The sequence below is a fragment of the Arthrobacter sp. AK01 genome, assembly GCF_021109375.1.
Classification (GTDB): Bacteria; Actinomycetota; Actinomycetes; order Actinomycetales; family Micrococcaceae; genus Arthrobacter.
In genome coordinates, this window is record NZ_JAJOHP010000002.1 from 139,851 (window position 1) to 156,094 (window position 16,244).

At 62.5% G+C, this 16,244-nt stretch carries 14 protein-coding genes; 10 read left to right on the forward strand and 4 right to left on the reverse strand.

The features are described 5' to 3' along the window. Window positions 1-38 precede the first annotated feature (38 nt). The 4 genes from LN996_RS01460 (at window position 39) to LN996_RS01475 (ending at window position 5,494) form a co-directional block, all read left to right on the forward strand. Complete coding sequence (locus LN996_RS01460) at window positions 39-971, forward strand: carbohydrate ABC transporter permease (protein ID WP_231338425.1); 933 nt, start codon at window positions 39-41, stop codon at window positions 969-971. Beyond that, on the forward strand, window positions 968-1,900 hold the full coding sequence (locus LN996_RS01465; RefSeq protein WP_231338426.1) for a carbohydrate ABC transporter permease: 933 nt from the start codon (window positions 968-970) through the stop codon (window positions 1,898-1,900). The genes LN996_RS01460 and LN996_RS01465 overlap by 4 nt, the downstream gene beginning before the upstream one ends. Then, the gene (locus tag LN996_RS01470; RefSeq protein WP_231338427.1) at window positions 1,897-2,910 is read left to right on the forward strand and encodes a hydroxyacid dehydrogenase; all 1,014 of its coding nucleotides are present in this window, start codon (window positions 1,897-1,899) and stop codon (window positions 2,908-2,910) included. The genes LN996_RS01465 and LN996_RS01470 overlap by 4 nt, the downstream gene beginning before the upstream one ends. A 136-nt stretch (window positions 2,911-3,046) precedes the next feature. Further along, entirely contained in the window at window positions 3,047-5,494 is a 2,448-nt protein-coding gene (locus LN996_RS01475; RefSeq protein ID WP_231338428.1) for an HAD-IC family P-type ATPase, read from the forward strand. On the opposite strand, the gene LN996_RS01480 is transcribed toward LN996_RS01475, so the two are convergent. Further along, window positions 5,476-5,886, reverse strand: a complete 411-nt coding sequence (locus LN996_RS01480) for a hypothetical protein (RefSeq protein ID WP_231338429.1) — start codon at window positions 5,884-5,886, stop codon at window positions 5,476-5,478. The genes LN996_RS01475 and LN996_RS01480 overlap by 19 nt on opposite strands. Window positions 5,887-6,019: 133 nt before the next feature. On the opposite strand from LN996_RS01480, the gene LN996_RS01485 reads away from it, so the two are divergent. The 3 genes from LN996_RS01485 (at window position 6,020) to LN996_RS01495 (ending at window position 9,640) form a co-directional block, all read left to right on the forward strand. Continuing rightward, entirely contained in the window at window positions 6,020-7,600 is a 1,581-nt protein-coding gene (locus tag LN996_RS01485) for an alkaline phosphatase (protein ID WP_231338430.1), read from the forward strand. 476 nt (window positions 7,601-8,076) lie between these two features. Then, window positions 8,077-8,241 carry a putative toxin gene (locus LN996_RS01490; protein WP_231338431.1) on the forward strand — a complete coding sequence of 55 codons (165 nt, stop codon included), beginning with the start codon at window positions 8,077-8,079 and terminating at the stop codon, window positions 8,239-8,241. A gap of 178 nt (window positions 8,242-8,419) precedes the next feature. After that, the gene (locus tag LN996_RS01495) at window positions 8,420-9,640 is read left to right on the forward strand and encodes a hypothetical protein (RefSeq protein WP_231338432.1); all 1,221 of its coding nucleotides are present in this window, start codon (window positions 8,420-8,422) and stop codon (window positions 9,638-9,640) included. 307 nt (window positions 9,641-9,947) lie between these two features. On the opposite strand, the gene LN996_RS01500 is transcribed toward LN996_RS01495, so the two are convergent. The 3 genes from LN996_RS01500 to LN996_RS01510 all read right to left on the reverse strand — a co-directional run bounded on the left by LN996_RS01500 (window position 9,948) and on the right by LN996_RS01510 (window position 12,450). Next, window positions 9,948-10,721, reverse strand: a complete 774-nt coding sequence (locus tag LN996_RS01500) for a hypothetical protein (RefSeq protein ID WP_231338433.1) — start codon at window positions 10,719-10,721, stop codon at window positions 9,948-9,950. Between the two features lie 10 nt (window positions 10,722-10,731). After that, window positions 10,732-11,097, reverse strand: a complete 366-nt coding sequence (locus LN996_RS01505; RefSeq protein ID WP_231338434.1) for a hypothetical protein — start codon at window positions 11,095-11,097, stop codon at window positions 10,732-10,734. Between the two features lie 126 nt (window positions 11,098-11,223). After that, window positions 11,224-12,450: a hypothetical protein gene (locus LN996_RS01510; RefSeq protein WP_231338435.1), complete on the reverse strand. Its 1,227-nt coding sequence runs from the start codon at window positions 12,448-12,450 to the stop codon at window positions 11,224-11,226. A 348-nt stretch (window positions 12,451-12,798) separates the two neighbouring features. Here LN996_RS01510 and LN996_RS01515 point away from each other — a divergent pair, with 348 nt between their 5' ends. The 3 genes from LN996_RS01515 to LN996_RS01525 are packed head-to-tail and all read left to right on the forward strand — an operon-like array spanning window position 12,799 to window position 15,405. Beyond that, entirely contained in the window at window positions 12,799-13,491 is a 693-nt protein-coding gene (locus LN996_RS01515; protein WP_231338436.1) for a hypothetical protein, read from the forward strand. A gap of 29 nt (window positions 13,492-13,520) precedes the next feature. Next, a complete protein-coding gene (locus LN996_RS01520; RefSeq protein ID WP_231338437.1) occupies window positions 13,521-14,924 on the forward strand; it encodes a phage tail sheath subtilisin-like domain-containing protein in 1,404 nt (467 codons plus the stop codon). Between the two features lies 1 nt (window position 14,925). Next, window positions 14,926-15,405, forward strand: a complete 480-nt coding sequence (locus LN996_RS01525) for a phage tail protein (RefSeq protein ID WP_231338438.1) — start codon at window positions 14,926-14,928, stop codon at window positions 15,403-15,405. The last annotated feature ends 839 nt before the right edge of the window (window positions 15,406-16,244 follow it).

Consider the following 16,244-nt stretch of genomic DNA (forward strand, 5'->3'; position numbering starts at 1 on the left):
CCTCGTTGAGGGGCCCCCTCCCAAGCTAGGAGAATCCCATGGCCACCCAGGCCCTCACCACCACAGTGCGCCGCCGAGGCCGCGCACTGGCGGGAACCGGCGGACGGACTGCCGCATTGTTCCTGGTCCCCTTCTTCGCGGTCTTCGCGATCGCCATGATCGCACCGGTGATCTACTCACTGGTGCTGAGTTTCCACTCGCAGCAGAAGTCCGGGCTGGGCTTCGGTGAAGCCAAGACGGTCTTCGTTGGAGTCGAGAACTACGTTCAGGTCTTCCAGTCCGAAACGTTCATGGAAGGCATCGCCCGCCTTGGCCTGTACTGCCTGATCTACATTCCCTGCATGGTGGGCGGTGCCGTGGTCTTCGCCCTCCTCCTGGACGCTACGGTGGCCAAAGCACGCAAACTTTTCCAGCTTCTTGTCTTTCTTCCCCACGCGGTTCCGGGCGTCATCGCCGCCCTCATTTGGGCCTACCTTTACACCCCTGGGATCAGCCCGCTGGTCCAAGCACTCCAGGGCGGCGGGATCCAGATCAACTTCCTGGACGCACACATGGTGCTCCCGTCCATCGTGAACATCGGCGTCTGGGAATGGACCGGCTACAACGTGATCATCCTGTTCACCGCTTTGCAGGCCGTTCCCCGGGAAATCCTGGAAGCCGCCCGCGTGGATGGGGCCGGCGAAATCCGGGCAGCTATCAGCATCAAGTTCCCGCTGATCCTGCCGGCGCTGAGCGTCATCATGCTCTTCACCATCATTGGCACCCTGCAGCTGTTCACGGAGCCGAACATCATTTCCAAGGCCACCGCCTCCGTGACCAGTACGTGGGTTCCCAACCTGTGGGCCTATGACGCAGCCTTCATCCGCCACAACCTCAACCAGGCCGCGGCGGCCTCCATCATCATCGCCGGGCTGGCCGCAATCCTGTCCCTGGCCGTCACCCGCCTTAGCTCCAGGATGAACAAATCATGAGCTCCTCAACACTCTCCCGTCCCCACACGGCCCCGCCGAAACCAGCGAGCCGCCGCCCCGGATCCCGTTCCAACCGTGGCAGTTCCAACCGCGGAGGCGGTTTCGCCAGCAAGTTCACCGTCAACGGACTCCTGATCATCGGTTCGGCCTACATGGTGGTCCCGGTCCTGTGGCTGGTGTTCGCCTCCACCAAGAACGCTGCAGACCTGTACGGCACCAGCGCCTATGCCTTGGGCAACTTCTCCTTGTTCGAGAACATCGCCAACGTGGCCAAGCAGGACGGCGGGCTGTTCTTCCGTTGGCTGGGCAACTCAGTGATGTACGCCGGCGTTGGTGCCGTGTTCGGCAGCCTGATTTCGGTCATGGCCGGGTACGCGTTCGACAAGTTCCAGTTCCGGTGGAAGGACTCACTGTTCGGCTTCGTCCTGGTGGGCGTGCTGATTCCGAACACCGCCACTGTGCTGCCCATGTACCTGTTGGCTTCCTTGGTGGGCATGACCAACACCATTTGGGCCATCCTCATCCCGGTGCTCTGCAACCCCTTCGGCGTGTACCTGGCCAGGGTCTATTCCGCCAGCTACGTCCCGGCAGAGACACTCGAGGCTGCCCGCATGGACGGTGCCGGGCCCATCCGGTCCTTCTTCTCCCTGGGGCTACCCATGATGATGCCCGGCTACATCACCATCGCCTTGTTCCAGTTCGTGGGTGTCTGGAACAACTTCATGCTTCCGCTGGTAATGCTCCAGGACCAGCAACTGCTGCCGGTCAGTGTCGGCATCTCCATCTGGCAGGGCTATTCAGTTCCGCAGCCTGAGTTCACGCCCATGGTCATCACCGGCTCATTGCTCTCGATCATCCCGTTGCTGCTGGCCTTCATCATGCTGCAGCGGTTCTGGAAGTCCGGCCTCACCGCAGGGAGCGTCAAGTGACCACAACCCCACTGAACGTCGCACTCGCCATGGGTCCCGGCGTCGTATCCCGGGTCTTTCCCCAACGCAGGTTGGAGACCATGCCCTCCGGCCTGCGGCTGCTCAGCCCGGAGCCCATGGAGGACTTCACCTCCCCACGTTCAGTGGAACTCCTGGCGGAGACGGACATCCTCATCACGGGGTGGAACTGCCCGAAGCTCGACGCAGCCGCCCTGGCTGCGGCCCCGCGCCTGACCCATGTCCTTCACGCTGGCGGCACGGTCAAGCATCATGTGGGCGAGGAGTGCTGGGACAGGGGCATCGAAATCAGCACGGCAGCCGATGCCAATTCAATCCCCGTAGCCGAATACACGGTGGCCATGATCCTGCTGGCCAACAAAAGGGTCCTGCAGATCGCCCGGAAGCTGCACTCGGAGAAGACCGAAATTGAGCCAGACAACGTGTTCCCGGACATGGGCAACTTCGGCAAACGCGTGGGCATCATCGGAGCATCCAGGATCGGCAAGCACGTCATCCGCCTCCTGAAGTCCTACGACGTCGAGGTCGTCGTCTCCGACCCCTTCCTGGACCAGCCAGCGGCAGCCGCGCTCGGCGTCGAACTTCTCAGCCTTGAGGAACTGGTGGCCAGTTGCGACGTCGTCAGCCTCCACGCGCCGTCGCTCCCGTCCACCTACAACCTGATCCACCAAGGGCTGGTGGCCAGCTTCAAGCCGGGGGCTACTTTCATCAATACCGCCCGCGGTGAACTGGTGGACCAGGACGCCCTGCTCCGACGCATCGAAGAAGGCGACCTGTACGCGGTCCTGGACGTCACCACACCCTGGGTGCTCCCGGCCGATTCAGGCTTCTACACGCATCCCAACGTGCTGCTCACACCGCACTTGGCGGGCTCACTGGGCATGGAACTTGAGCGGATGGCGGTCAGCACCATTGAGGAAGCCGCGCGGATCTCACGGGGCGAACCACTCCTCCACAGGCTCCAAGCGAAGGACCTCGCCTTCACGGCATGACCTTCACGCCACAACACTGACGACGGCGACTTAACGCCCCGCGGCTGGCATACTCAGACGCATCGCTCCACCCGTCCTTGGACAGACTCAGTTCCTGGGATCGATGTTGGATCGGCTCGACAGCAGGGGGCTTTGGGTGCCGGAAAACGAGAAGGATCATTCAGGGGCCGCGGTCCGTTTCGTCGGGTCATCGGTGCAGGGATTGAGCTCCGCCGAGGTAGCCGAAAGGGTGGCCGCGGGACAAACCAACGCGTTTGTCCAGGACACCAGCCGCAGCGTGTGGAGCATTGTCCGCGCCAACGTGCTCACGTTGTTCAACGGCATCATCCTGGCCTGCTTCATCGTCCTTTTTGCGATCGGCCGCTGGCAGGATGCCCTGTTCGGCTTCAGCGCCATCGCCAACGCGGTGATCGGCAGCGTCCAGGAGTACCGGGCCAAACGTGCCCTGGACCGCCTCGCCCTCCTGAACGCCCCGCACGCCAGGGTGATGCGCGACGGTTCCGAGGCCGAAATCGACCTGGACGCCGTGGTGCTGGACGACACCCTTGTCCTGCGGGCCGGTGACCAGGTGCCCGCCGACGGACTGGTGTCCGCATCCCGCGGCCTCCAAGTGGACGAGTCCATGCTCACCGGCGAATCCGATGCCGTGGAAAAGGCCGACGGCGACCGCGTCCTGTCCGGGTCCGTGGTGGTCGCAGGAGAAGGCACCGCAGTAGTGGACCGGGTGGGCGCGGATTCCTTCGCCAATTCACTCGCGGCCGAGGCCAAGCGGTTCTCGCTGGTGGCCTCGGAACTCCGGTCCTCGATCGACCGCGTTCTCAAGTGGGTCACCTGGTTCGTGGGTCCCGTGGCTTTGTTGGTCCTGAACGCGCAGATGATTGCGCAGGGCGGGTGGGCCGAGGCCTCCGCAAGCGGCGCCTGGCGGGACGCAGCGACGGCGACCATCGCCTCCGTCGTCGCCATGGTCCCCCTCGGATTGGTGCTGATGACCAGCATCACCTTCGCCGTGGGGGCGGTGAAACTCGCCCGCCAGCAAGTGCTGGTGCAGGAGCTTCCGGCCGTCGAGGGACTGGCACGCGTGGACATCATCTGCCTGGACAAGACCGGCACACTCACCCAAGGCGACATCGTTTTCGACGCCGCGCATCCCCTGAGCGCCCGTGAAGGGTGGGAGTCTGTGCTCTCCTGGTACGGAGTGCAGAAGGATGCCAACGCAACGGCCCGGAGCCTCGCCGGGCACTTCACTGAGCCGTCTGGCGCCCCACTTGACCGGGTGCCCTTCTCGTCCGCCCGCAAGTGGAGCGCGGTAATTTTCGACGACGGAATGTGGATCCTGGGCGGCCCCGAAATGGTCTTTCCAGCACGCAACTCGGCTGATCCCGTGCTTCAGCAGCTCGCCATCCAGGCCGCCGAGTTGGCGACGACGGGCCGACGCACGCTGGTCCTTGCCCACGGCACACCCACCGACGACGAGACCGTCCCAGCAGACGCCGTCCCGGTGGTGCTTTTGACGTTCAAGGAGAACATCCGTCCCGATGCTGCGGAGACGCTCACGTACTTCGCCGCCCAGGATGTTGACGTCCGGATCATTTCGGGTGACAACCCGCAGACCGTGGCTGCGATCGCCCGCGAGGTTGGCCTGGATGCACCGCATGGCTTTGATGCCCGCGAGTTGCCGGACGATGACCAGGAATTCCTGGAGGTCATCAACAACAACGTTGTTTTCGGCCGGGTCACCCCGGACCAGAAGAAGCGGATCGTGGTGGCGTTGAAGGCGGCCGGCCATACGGTGGCCATGACCGGCGACGGGGTGAACGACGCCTTGGCCATCAAGGAGGCCGATATCGGTGTCGCCATGAACTCAGGTGCCGCCGCTACCAAGGCTGTTGCCCGTTTGGTACTCCTTGATGGGAAGTTCTCACACCTGCCCAGCGTCGTGGCTGAAGGCCGGCAGGTCATCGCCAACATCGAGCGCGTCTCCATGCTGTTCCTCACCAAGACCGCCTACGCAACCTTCCTTGCCATCTCCTTCGGCATCCTCCTGCTGCCGTTCCCGTTCCTTCCACGGCAGCTCTCGGTAACGGACGGCCTGACCATCGGCATTCCGGCGTTCTTCCTGGCATTGCTGCCCAACGCCCAGCGTTATATTCCGGGTTTCCTCCGGCGATCCCTGACCTTCGCCGTGCCGGCGGGTGTATCAGTGACCCTGGGCCTTGCCTCCTACGCCCGGCTCGCGGCCAATCTGCAGATTCCGGAAGCCGAGATCAGGACCGGGTCCACCCTCATCCTGGCGATCATCGGTATCTGGATCCTCGTGGTGCTGTCGCGCCCTGTCACCCGGTTCAAGGGGCTGGTGATCGGCGCCATGATGATCGGGCTGGTCCTGGTCTACTCAGTACCGATCGCCCGCGACTTCCTGCAGTTCACCGATCCGACGCTGCCCACGGCGCTACTGGTCCTGGGAACATCGGCGGCCTGTATCGCGCTGATCGAGATCGTCCGCTTTGTTCACCGCCGGGTTGCGTACCGGGACGCCCAGGAAGCCCTGCATCAGCGGGTCTCAAATCAGCGCGTCCCGAAGTAGCGGCGTCCCCGGCCGAACCACAAGGGAACCAGCACGGCCACAGTAGCGATGGATTGCGAGATCACAGCTGACCAGTCACCGTCAGCGGCAACGATAAGGTCCAGCACGGCAAAAACCAGTCCCAGCAGCATGACCGCTGTCGCACCACGGCGAGCCGCGCTGCTTCCCCGGGCTACCCCGGACGCCAGCCCGATCACCAACAAGCCGAACAGGATCATGCCGGCGCCGAGCAGCGTAATAGGCAAGGCAATGCCGCCGGACTGGGCCTCCGGTGTGTACCGCAGGAAAATCGTCAGGATCCCCAGAAGGATCTGCGCGATGCCGCCGATATACATCAGCACCACCGAGAACGTCACCGCACCAGGCCGTTTAGGGCTCTCCCCCGTAGTCATGGTCTGAGCATAGACGAGCCCTCCTCGAGGCCGGCACCGGCTCAGCCCGGGATAACAGCTTTTGTCACACAATTAACCACTCATTCATGCCATTCTTGAGTCCAGTCAACCCGGGCTTCCTAGGGTCGGACGTATGGAAAACATCTCCCGCAGGTCCCTCATCTCAGCCGGGCTCGGGGCTGGACTCGTCGCCGCGTTGCCGCAGACCGCCGTCGCGGTTTCAACAGCGGACGACGCCGGTCTCCGCACCGATCCGTTCACGCTTGGCATCGCGTCGGGCGAACCGTGGCCCGACGGCTTCGTGATCTGGACGCGCCTGGCGGTGAATCCCGTGGCCGAAGACGGCTTGGGCAGCATGCCTTCCCGCAACGTCGCCGTCGCGTGGGAGGTCGCAGAAGACCCCGCGATGCGCCGGGTAGTAGCCCGCGGCGTCGAACATGCCAGGATCGAAACCGCCCACTCGGTGCACGTCGAACTGAAGGGCCTCCGGCCGGGCCGGGAGTACTTCTACCGTTTCCGCACCGGACGGCACGTGAGCGAAATTGGCCGCACGCTGACAAGCCCAGCGCCCGGCGAGACGCCCGCCGCGCTGGCCATGGCATTCGCCAGCTGCGCCCAGTACGAGCACGGCTACTTCACTGCGTACAAACGCCTGGCCGAGGACCACCCGGACCTGGTGCTGCACTTGGGCGACTACCTCTACGAATACAAGAAGGACAGTTACGTGATCGGCGGCGGCAACCCCCGCGATCATGAGGGACCGGAGACCGTCAGCCTCGCGGGCTACCGACAGCGGCACGCACAGTACAAGGCCGACGCCGATCTGCAGGCTGCGCATGCCATCGCGCCGTGGCTGGTGGTGTGGGACGACCACGAGGTGGACAACAACTGGGCCGATGACATCCCCGAGAACAGCGATCCCGGCCAACTCAATGACACCACGGAGCATTTCCGTCAGCGTCGATCGGCAGCATTCCAGGCGTACTACGAGAACATGCCCCTGCGAGCGTCCTCGGTCCCTGCCGGGTTCGACATGAAGATCTACCGCACCATCCAATGGGGCCAGCTGGCCAACTTCCACATGATGGACACCCGCCAGTACCGGGACGACCAGCTGGCAGGTGACGGCTGGCGGAAGAACGTCGCCGAGCGCCTGGCCGAAAACCGCACCATCACCGGCGCCGAGCAGGAGAAGTGGCTGCTGGACGGCTTCAAGAACTCCACTCAGCGCTGGGACATCCTGGGCCAGCAGGTCTTCTTCGCCGAACGGGACCGCGACAAGGCGCCGGAGATCGACGACGTCTCCATGGATGGCTGGGACGGTTACGCCGCCTCCCGCCGCCGCATCACCCAAGGCTGGGTGGACGCCAAGGTGCGCAACGCCGTCGTACTTACCGGCGACGTCCACCGCCACTGGGCCACCGACCTCAAAGTGGACTACAAGGACCCGGCGGGGGCGGTGGTCGGCTCGGAACTGGTGTGCTCGTCCATCACCTCCACCGGCGACGGCAATGGCTCCACCACCGACCCCACCATGGCGTGGAACCCGCACCTGAAGTTCTACAACGACAACCGCGGCTACGTGAACACGCGCATCACCAGGGACGCCATGACCGCGGACTTCCGTGTGCTGGACTACGTCACCACACCGGGGGCACCGGTCAGCACAAGGAAGTCCTTCACGATCACCGACGGCGTGCCGGGGCTCGCCTGATTCACCCAAGTAGGTAACAGCACGTGCTTGGCTCGGCGGGTGATCCCTGCGGCGCGGCCGGTCATCGGGCAGAGGATCGAGTGGGGCCTATTTTGGCACGGCTTGAGACAGGCCTCGATGTTGCCGTAAACCCCAGCAGTCCCCCCATCAGGTGCCAGCAGTCCTCGAAAAAAGCTTGGGAGTCGATATCTTAGGACGCGGCGTAGGAACCTTTGGTCGTGAAGGCTTCCACGATGGCTTCGCAATCGCGGAGAACGTCGTCCCACTTACTGAGGCAGGACTGTAATTCGGAATAACCCACCTCTACGTCAACTGCGTCCAAACTTCCCGCGCCAATCAACAGGAGACTTCCTGACGCTGACGTAGCCCCATAGTGAGGGCGCGCCGTTGACCCGCTCTCCATTTCCGATCCGCAGTTTGCATTTTCCATCGCACGGATCAGGCCGACGGGCAAGACCGGTGTCAAGGTCCCGGGAATGAGCAAATTGCGGTTCCCGGACTCCATGGAACGAGTGAACGGTGTCCTCACCGGAAACGTAGTTGAAGTCAAGAACGTTAAAGAGTTCAGGATGACACCGCAGATCCGAGATTTCATGACGTACTCCAAGCATGGCGATGCCACTAAGCCAGCGGGAACGTAGGTAGTCATTCACGTTCGGTACAACACGATTGGGACGAAGCTTTCTGATCCCCGGACTAGCCCGGAGGTAGCTGCCGCTATCCGTAACGCCAGTATCGAGTTCAAAGATCTCCCCTACGCCTTGGACGGCACGCCCCCTCCTGCCCCATAGAGCTACGGAATGTGAAGAGAATAGACGTATGTCCTACGACCTCTCCGTTTACTGCCCTGACACGCCATCGATGGAGCGGGTGTTGTTACTAATCGATAACACCCGCGGCCTGAGTTGGAACAAAGGAACCGGCCTGTTCGATGAACCGTCAAGCGGAGTGCTTGTGCAGCGCGGAGCGAAGGCCACTTACAGCTTCACCGTTGATGGCCCATTCAACGTCATCAGGGAGGACCTCCCCGATGAGGTTGCTGCCGCACTCCCATCGGCTTCGACGCTCTTTCAGGTGCTCGTAGAGGGAAACGACGAATCTGAGATTGCCCATGGAATCCGATTCGCCAAAAAGCTGGCCAAGGCATGTCACGGCGTTGCGTTCGACGAACAACGGCAGGAAATGTGGCCCAAATCCGGAATGGGGGCGACCGACGTCTCCCCGTCCCACCAACATGGCGACGTAGTGGAGTTCGCTTGGTACTGCCTCGCCGATGAATTGCCCGAAGATCTTCCAGAGATCTATGTAAATCTTGCGCGGGAATACATTCCCGAAGCACTGCCCATACGCTTTGGATCCTTCTATCCCTATCAAGGAGACTTTGCTAGAGACGGCATCGACGGACTCAAACGAGAATGGGAAGGCTCCGCGGCAGCAACGCTCGTTCTCAAAACAGCGCTGCCTGTGAAAAGCGCGTCGCTCAAGTACATAACGGACCCTTTGATGGGTGACGTGCGCGTGATGAGCATGACCATCCAGCGCAGTGCCCTTGAATCAGGGGAATTTCGTGCCAGAACAAAGGACTTCTTCGTCCAGTTTGCGATAGAGATAGGCGCCTTCCATGCGCACGCAGAAGTAATACCCGTTCTGCCCAACGGATTCTACGCAGACATATTTCGTTACTCGTCAACCACGTGCACCTCGCCCAGTGCCCGCTACCAATGGGTCGGCCTGAAAGCTCATCCACAGTGGTGGATGTGGTTTGGGCCACTTTATGTAGACATGATTCGACCCTACCTGACGGGCCACGTAAAGGAGTATCCCGAAGGTATTTTCCATTCCTGGACCGAAAGCCCGTCGGACCGCCGCCAACTCAGCAGCCTGCTCCCAGGACCGGCCCACGCATGGATCCCAAACGAATACAGCGGTGTTTACGAAAATGACCACACCATAGAGCCCACCGAGCTCGCCCAGAACGTGCCTCCCCGCCTCCGGGAGGCTCGAATGCCAGTAAACACCCCGAACAACCTAGGCGAATAGCAGTTCAGGTCTCCACCATGAAACCGACGACGTGGCGGGAAATGATAGGCCTCGAAAGTCACAATGAACTGCGCCCTGGGTAATCAGTGCCTAGGTGTAACACCACTAAACAAGCCGATGCGGCTATTCCACTTCCTTAGAAGTGGGACACTCCCCCTGGGACGCTCCCCCACCTGTGGAGTTCAGCGCTAAATGGCGGTGTTTCTGCAGCGCTATCTGTCGCGTACGCTGTCCGCAAGGGTTTAGCCGAGCGTGTGATTTCTGAATTTCTGCAGCCGGTTAAGCCTGCCCTCTAGGGCCTCGTAGTTCAGTGTTTCCTCGGTGGGTTGTAGGTGTCTGGTGGTAGGTCGAGGGGTTCGCGGTTGCGGAGGACTTCAGGGATCACGGACGCGACAGCGAGTGGCGCCATTTGTTGGTCGGAGTAGGTTGCGGAGTATTCGGCAGGGACCCACGGTAGGTTCTGAGCTCCGAGCTTTTCGGCGAGCTCACAGCGGTCGAGGGGTTGGTCGCTGAAAGCGCGAAAAAGGCCACCGGCGTGTTCGGAAGCCTCGGGCCCAAGAAATTGCCCAATCTCGGGTACGAGCCGGGGGCCGGCCCAAACCCACCAGAGTGGGTAGGGCGGGAATCCTACCCACTGATCAGGTGGAAGCCGAAAGAACGGACGCCGCTGCATGTCTTGCCCGCGAACCATTTCGGCAGATGCATAGACCGCGCCGAGCTCGGTGGTCACCGCAAGGAAGTACCGGCGCAGTGCGCTCCTGAGCGCACTCTCGGCAAGAGCATGGCCGTCCACGACTAGGGTGATTCGGGTGAACGGGATACCCCAGGCACGCTCCGCGGCTTCGATGCTGCCGTACCGAACCGGTGGCGGGTTCTTGTAGTAGATGTCCCAGCCATTGGATTCGTCGTTGTAGTACTCGTCGATGAAGCCTTTTTCGCCGCTCGAATCGAACCTGAATTGAAGGGGTTCGTACTTGCCGAAACGCACGGGGACAGCTTCGGGAAGTAGCTCTCGGGCTATCCGGAGATAGCCCTCCAGATAGTCTGCCGGGAGGTCGTCTTGGAGGAGAAACCAGCTCATCCAGACGTCCTTATATTCCTTTTGTGGTTCCGTCCGTGGTGGTTGTTCCTTTTCCGTCTTGGGTTGCGGCCATACTTCCGAGGTTTGCTCGTCCATAACGAGACCTTGGCAGGCTTTGGCTAGTTTCCGTGCGAAGCGGACCCCATGTGGGATCTCTGCCCCTGGGGGTTCCCTCCACCAGGACCTGGAACATCGTCGTGGCCTCAGGTAGGACCGCGATGGTTTCCTCCGGGACGTCCTCGGTTTCGATGGAGAACGGGCCATCGACGGTGAAGCTGTAGCCACGCTTCACACCTCGAAGCACCACTACACCGGTGCCATCGGAATTCTCCGGATCGGCATGCAGTCCACGGGTATTTCCCACGAGCACCCGCACTTGATCAACGGTGGGGGAACCAGGACAGTAGAGCGTCGGGTCATAAGACAAATGAGGTCCTCTGGTTAGTATGGTGGGCGGGCCGCAAGTGACGGATTCTGCTGGACAAGATTTTTCTGTATGTTTCTATGTCCAGTCCGGCTTCGGCGGCGGCACGAGCATCCGGGTGAGCCGTTCGGGCATGGTCTCAGCGAACCGGTCTTCTTCGTTGGGGTTCGGAACGGCGGTCAGCTCAACCGGTACCCACTGGGAGGCTTCCGGCCAACGTTCCATGATTTGTTCGCGATCCAAGGGCCCATCCCCTACGTGGTGCAACAGCCCTTCGGGATATTCCTGAACGGCTCCTTGCAGGTGGGGTCGGACAAGATCGGTGTACAGCGGGGAGAACCAGGCCATCCACGTCGGATGAGCGGTGAGGCCCTTCCAGCGGCCCCAAGCTGTTTTTTGATAGTAGAGAGTGAGGGGCGAGGGAAGTGACCAAAGCGTACGCCCTGTCCATTCCCAGCGTCCCGGGTCGACTTCGGCCGTTGCGTAGAAGCTGCGAAGCTCTGCGGCCACAGCAACAAAGAACCGCTGGAATCCGTCCCGCCACTGCGGGTCCTCGAGGACGTCGCGATGGATAGTGAGTGACACAGCTTGCACGTCGCCTTGGCGGATGGGGCGGTCCTGGTTCCAGTTGCCGCCGTAGACGCCGCTGAAGTAAGCGCCGGTAACAGGGAAGGTCCCGGTTGTGGATACTCTCTCATTTTCAGCGAAGGCGCGGACAAATGCCTGGTCACCGTCACGGGCCAGGTTTCCCTGATGGGGTTCATAGCTGCCGAAGCGCTTCGGTACTGCCTCCGGTAAATACTGTCGCGCGAGATCGAGGTAGCGCTGCGGGAAATTGTCTCGAACCTCATTTATGAGGTGGTACCAGCGGACTTCAACCATGTCGACTATGGTTCTCGGTTCGGGTTTTGCCGCCCCGCGATTGCTGGTCTTGGGCCAGACCTCTTCGGTCTGGAGGTCCTGCGCTGCTCCGTTGGCTTCCTTGGCCAGGCGTTTAGTGAATCGGACAGCGTGCGGGATGGATCCCGGATCGGAGCCTTCAACCAGGATGCTGTACATGACGCCCGCGCCGAGGACGGCGGCTGTGACCTCATACGGAACGTCTTCGGGCTCGACCAGGTACGGGCCTTCCAGGGTGAAGCAGTACGCGGCTTTCTTGCCGCGCAGGATGTGCCGGTTCTGCGGGCCGTCAGCGCTTCCGTCGACGATTTCTTCCAACTGCAAACCTGGTGAAGCGTCCACGAGAGCGGCAAGGACTTCTGCGTCCAGGGCTTCGGGCAGGTACACAGCAAGGTCATATGACATGACCACAGGCTAGATGTGTTCGCTCCTCCATCAAACCTGCCCCAAGAGTGTGTGAAGCGAAGTCGGTAATCGACATGGCACCGGTTTACTGGTCGTCTTGGAAAAGTACAGGTTTTCAAGACGCCCGCCCCGAGTCGAAGGTGCCAGCGGACTACCGCATCCTTTCGGCATGGTTCTTGTCTTGGAAAGTCGTCTCGATGAATACCGTCTTAGCCGAGTGCTTTTGTGGACTTTCTGAGGCAATGGGCGGGTGAGGCACCTAGGGTCCACCATCAATCGAATGGAATTACCCCTGAAACCCCAGTGACTACGCGCAACAGCGGGAGTACCCTAGTCCCAGTTGCATTAGTGGTCACCTTTCGAGTTCTGGGTTCTGCCGTGGGCTATGTGCGTTCGTCGTTGACCGACCTTCTGGGTGTACTTTCCGACGCCATCTCTCCCCAACGCGTGCGGTTCGACGACGGCTCCCCCGATGCAGATGTTCCCCCTCCGGACACCCCCGTGACCGTCCACGCCATCACCTTGAACCGCGTGGGAAGGTCACGCCGCGACGGCCCGGTCCTGGACTTGGAACTCCGGGTTGCGGTCGAATGCCATGGTCCGGAACAACTCGACACCATGGAAAAGCTCCTGCTGGCAGTAGAGCACCACAGCCAGTATTCAGTGGTGTCCACCGGGGAATTCCGTCCCGAGGAATACTCCGGCGCCATCCGACAAGGACTGGGCTTCCTTGTCCGTATCCCTGTTGCCCTCCGCTTCGAAGAACCCTCCGGGCCTCCCGTCCTGGAGTCGCTCATCGCCAAGACAGGCGTTGCCCGCCGAATCCACGGACGCCTCGTGGACGCCCACAACAAAGGCATCCCCGACGCCTACATCCACGCCCATTCCTCCGCCACGGCCGTGGTCAGCGATGCCACCGGCCACTTTGAGGTCCTGGCCTCGACGGATGAACTCCAGCACTTTGCCGTGGCTGTCCTCGGCACCGAACGGGAAGTCTCGGCCAGCACCAGCAGCCTGCCGGTCATCATCCGGTGGACGTGAACCGTCCATAAAGTAAGAGGGAGCGCACCATGGCGAACTATCAGGCGCCAGGCGTTTATGTACAGGAAGTTCCCAGTGGCGCACGCGCGATTGGGCAGGTCAACACCAGCATCGCCGGGTTCGTGGGCCTCGCTCCCAACCGGGACGCCCTGGTCGACGAGCTCCGGGTCCTGGACAACTGGACCCAGTTCGTGGACCAATACGTCGGCAACGCGACAGCGGGCACACCGCTTTCGAACGCTGTGTACGGCTTCTTCTCCAACGGAGGAAGCCGTTGCTATGTGGTGAACATTGGCGAGGACGGCAGCCTCACAGGAACCGCCGCAAAGCCTACCGGACTGACGCTCTTCGAAGCGGTGGACGACATCTCCATGGTGGCCGCTCCTGGCTTCGCCACCGCCGAAGCCTACGCCGCCCTCCAGGCACACGTTGAGCATCCGCTACGCCAGGACCGCATGGCCATCCTGGACACGGTGGAAAAGGTGGACGACGTCGGCGCGCTCACACGGGCGGCGACATCGGGCGTTCCAGAAGGTGCCCGGGCTGCGGACTCGGCTGAAGACACGACGGCGGACGCGGACTCGGATGACGACCCTGAAGGAGCCGGGGACTCAACGGAGGAGACGGACGACGCCGGCGGCAACCCGCCGTCGTCGTCCTCCTCTTCGGTAGCCTCCGATGCACCTGACTGGCCCGACTCAACGCGACCCGCTGCGTCCGCCTCTGCCGGCCCCACAGCGGAGGCCGGTGAGCAGCAGGACCTCGGCGCCCCGCAATCCCCCGGCGGCTACACGGCCCTGTACTACCCGTGGATCGTGATGATCGATCCCGTGTCGGGCAAGAAGGTGACCCAACCGCCGTCGGGCCATATCGCTGGTGTGTGGGCGCGCGTTGACGCGACCCGCGGCGTCCACAAGGCACCTGCCAACGAGCCCATCCAGGGCGCCATCGATCTGGTGCGGCGGGTGAGCCGCGGCGAGCAGGAGGTCCTGAACCCTGCGGGGGTGAACTGCATCCGCTACTTCCCCGGTGAGGGCATCCGGATCTGGGGCGCACGGACCAAGGCACCTGAGGCCAGCGAATACAGATATGTGAACGTGCGGAGGCTGACCAACATGATCAAGGAATCCGTGGCGGACGGGACGCGCTGGGTGGTGTTCGAGCCCAACGACCACACCTTGTGGAAGTCGATCCGCCGCGACATCGGCGCGTTCCTGACGAATGTCTGGCGGGATGGAGCGTTGCTCGGGACTACTCCTCAACAAGCGTTCTTCGTGAAATGCGACGAGGAAACCAACCCGCCCGAGGTCCGCGACGCTGGGCAAGTGGTCACGCTGATCGGGATCGCGCCCGTGAAACCGGCCGAATTCGTGATCTTCAAGCTCATGCAGTCGGCGGACAACACCAGCGAGACAGAGAGCGCAGGAGCCTGACATGACAACCCCAACACCTGCCGCCCAGCCCGGAAACGTGGTGGACCCGTATCGGGCCTACAACTTCAAGCTCGTCATCCAAGGCGTCGTCCAAGGGCATTTCACCAAAGTGGAGGGCCTCGGACTGAAGATCGACCGCATCCTCTACCGCTCCGGCGGCGAGAACAGCACCGTCCGAGTCATCCCCGGCCAGGTGGAGTACACGCCAGTGACCCTCAAGTACGGGCTCACCGATTCCACCGAAATGCTCCAATGGCTCTTCAAGGCAGTGGACGGAAAAGTGGAGCGGCGTAACGTGTCCGTCGCAATGCTCAACGACGCCGGATCCGTGGAAGTACGGCGCTGGAACCTCCTGGGCGCCTGGCCGTGCGACTGGTTCGGCGCGCCCCTTGACGCCCTGGGCAAGGACCTCGCCATCGAATCCCTCAGCATCGCGTACGACCGCCTGGAGCTCGACGATGCCCGCGCTCCCGTCGCCTGAGCCTGCGTTTTCCTGGCGCCGGGCGGCAGCGCGACGGTTGCGGGGCGTGGCGGGGTGGCTGGATGGTGGGCCGCGTGAGTCTTTTGAATCTGTGGGGCCTGTTTCGCCGGAAGGGACGACGCCGGTGCGAGGGTTTGAGCTGGATGGCGCACCCGAGCATTGGGTCCAGTTACTCCGCGACGCCGGGCTGGCCCCGCCCGTTGCGAGGCCCGCTCTACGCCCTTGGACCCGTTTCAGGCGAGCACAGCGGGCCCCACAAGTTCCTCGCCGCGATTCCCCACCCGTTGCGAGGCCCGCTCTACACGCATTCACACCACCAAACCCTGCAGAACAGGCCCCACAACGCACCCCTCCCATTGGGAGGCCCGGCGTGCACCCTTCGGCTCCCCGTGAAGGCGAAGAACAGGCCCCACAACACATACCCGCGCTGAGGCTCCGCCCGGTTCGGCCGGGACCCGTTCCCGTTCCCGTTGCACCACCCCCCAACGTTGCGAGGCCCGCTCTACACGCATCCACACCACCAAACCCTGCAGAACAGGCCCCGCAACGTACCCCGGGCGAGGCACCACCCGTTGCGGGGCCCGATATGCGTGACTCGAGCGCACCCAAGCGCGCAGAGCAGGCCCCGCAATACACCCCCCGACACTACGAACCCCAACGCGCAGAGCACGCCCCACAACACACCCCGCAACGCAACGAACCCCGACACTACGAACCCCGCCCGATCCCCCAAGCCCAACCCCAAGGACACCCAAGCGCCGTCGGGGTTCACACGCCCGCGCCGCCCGTCAACGGCACGTGGCCCGAGCTCACCCCACGCCCCGCCCACACCACTACGA

Coding starts and splice junctions, on each gene's coding strand:
- LN996_RS01465 (WP_231338426.1), top strand. CDS start 968: ATGAGCTCCTCAACACTCTCCCGTCCCCACACGGCCCCGCCGAAACCA.
- LN996_RS01490 (WP_231338431.1), top strand. CDS start 8,077: ATGAGCAAATTGCGGTTCCCGGACTCCATGGAACGAGTGAACGGTGTC.
- LN996_RS01485 (WP_231338430.1), top strand. CDS start 6,020: ATGGAAAACATCTCCCGCAGGTCCCTCATCTCAGCCGGGCTCGGGGCT.
- LN996_RS01500 (WP_231338433.1), bottom strand. CDS start 10,721: ATGAGCTGGTTTCTCCTCCAAGACGACCTCCCGGCAGACTATCTGGAG.
- LN996_RS01460 (WP_231338425.1), top strand. CDS start 39: ATGGCCACCCAGGCCCTCACCACCACAGTGCGCCGCCGAGGCCGCGCA.
- LN996_RS01495 (WP_231338432.1), top strand. CDS start 8,420: ATGTCCTACGACCTCTCCGTTTACTGCCCTGACACGCCATCGATGGAG.
- LN996_RS01510 (WP_231338435.1), bottom strand. CDS start 12,450: ATGTCATATGACCTTGCTGTGTACCTGCCCGAAGCCCTGGACGCAGAA.
- LN996_RS01480 (WP_231338429.1), bottom strand. CDS start 5,886: ATGACTACGGGGGAGAGCCCTAAACGGCCTGGTGCGGTGACGTTCTCG.
- LN996_RS01525 (WP_231338438.1), top strand. CDS start 14,926: ATGACAACCCCAACACCTGCCGCCCAGCCCGGAAACGTGGTGGACCCG.
- LN996_RS01520 (WP_231338437.1), top strand. CDS start 13,521: ATGGCGAACTATCAGGCGCCAGGCGTTTATGTACAGGAAGTTCCCAGT.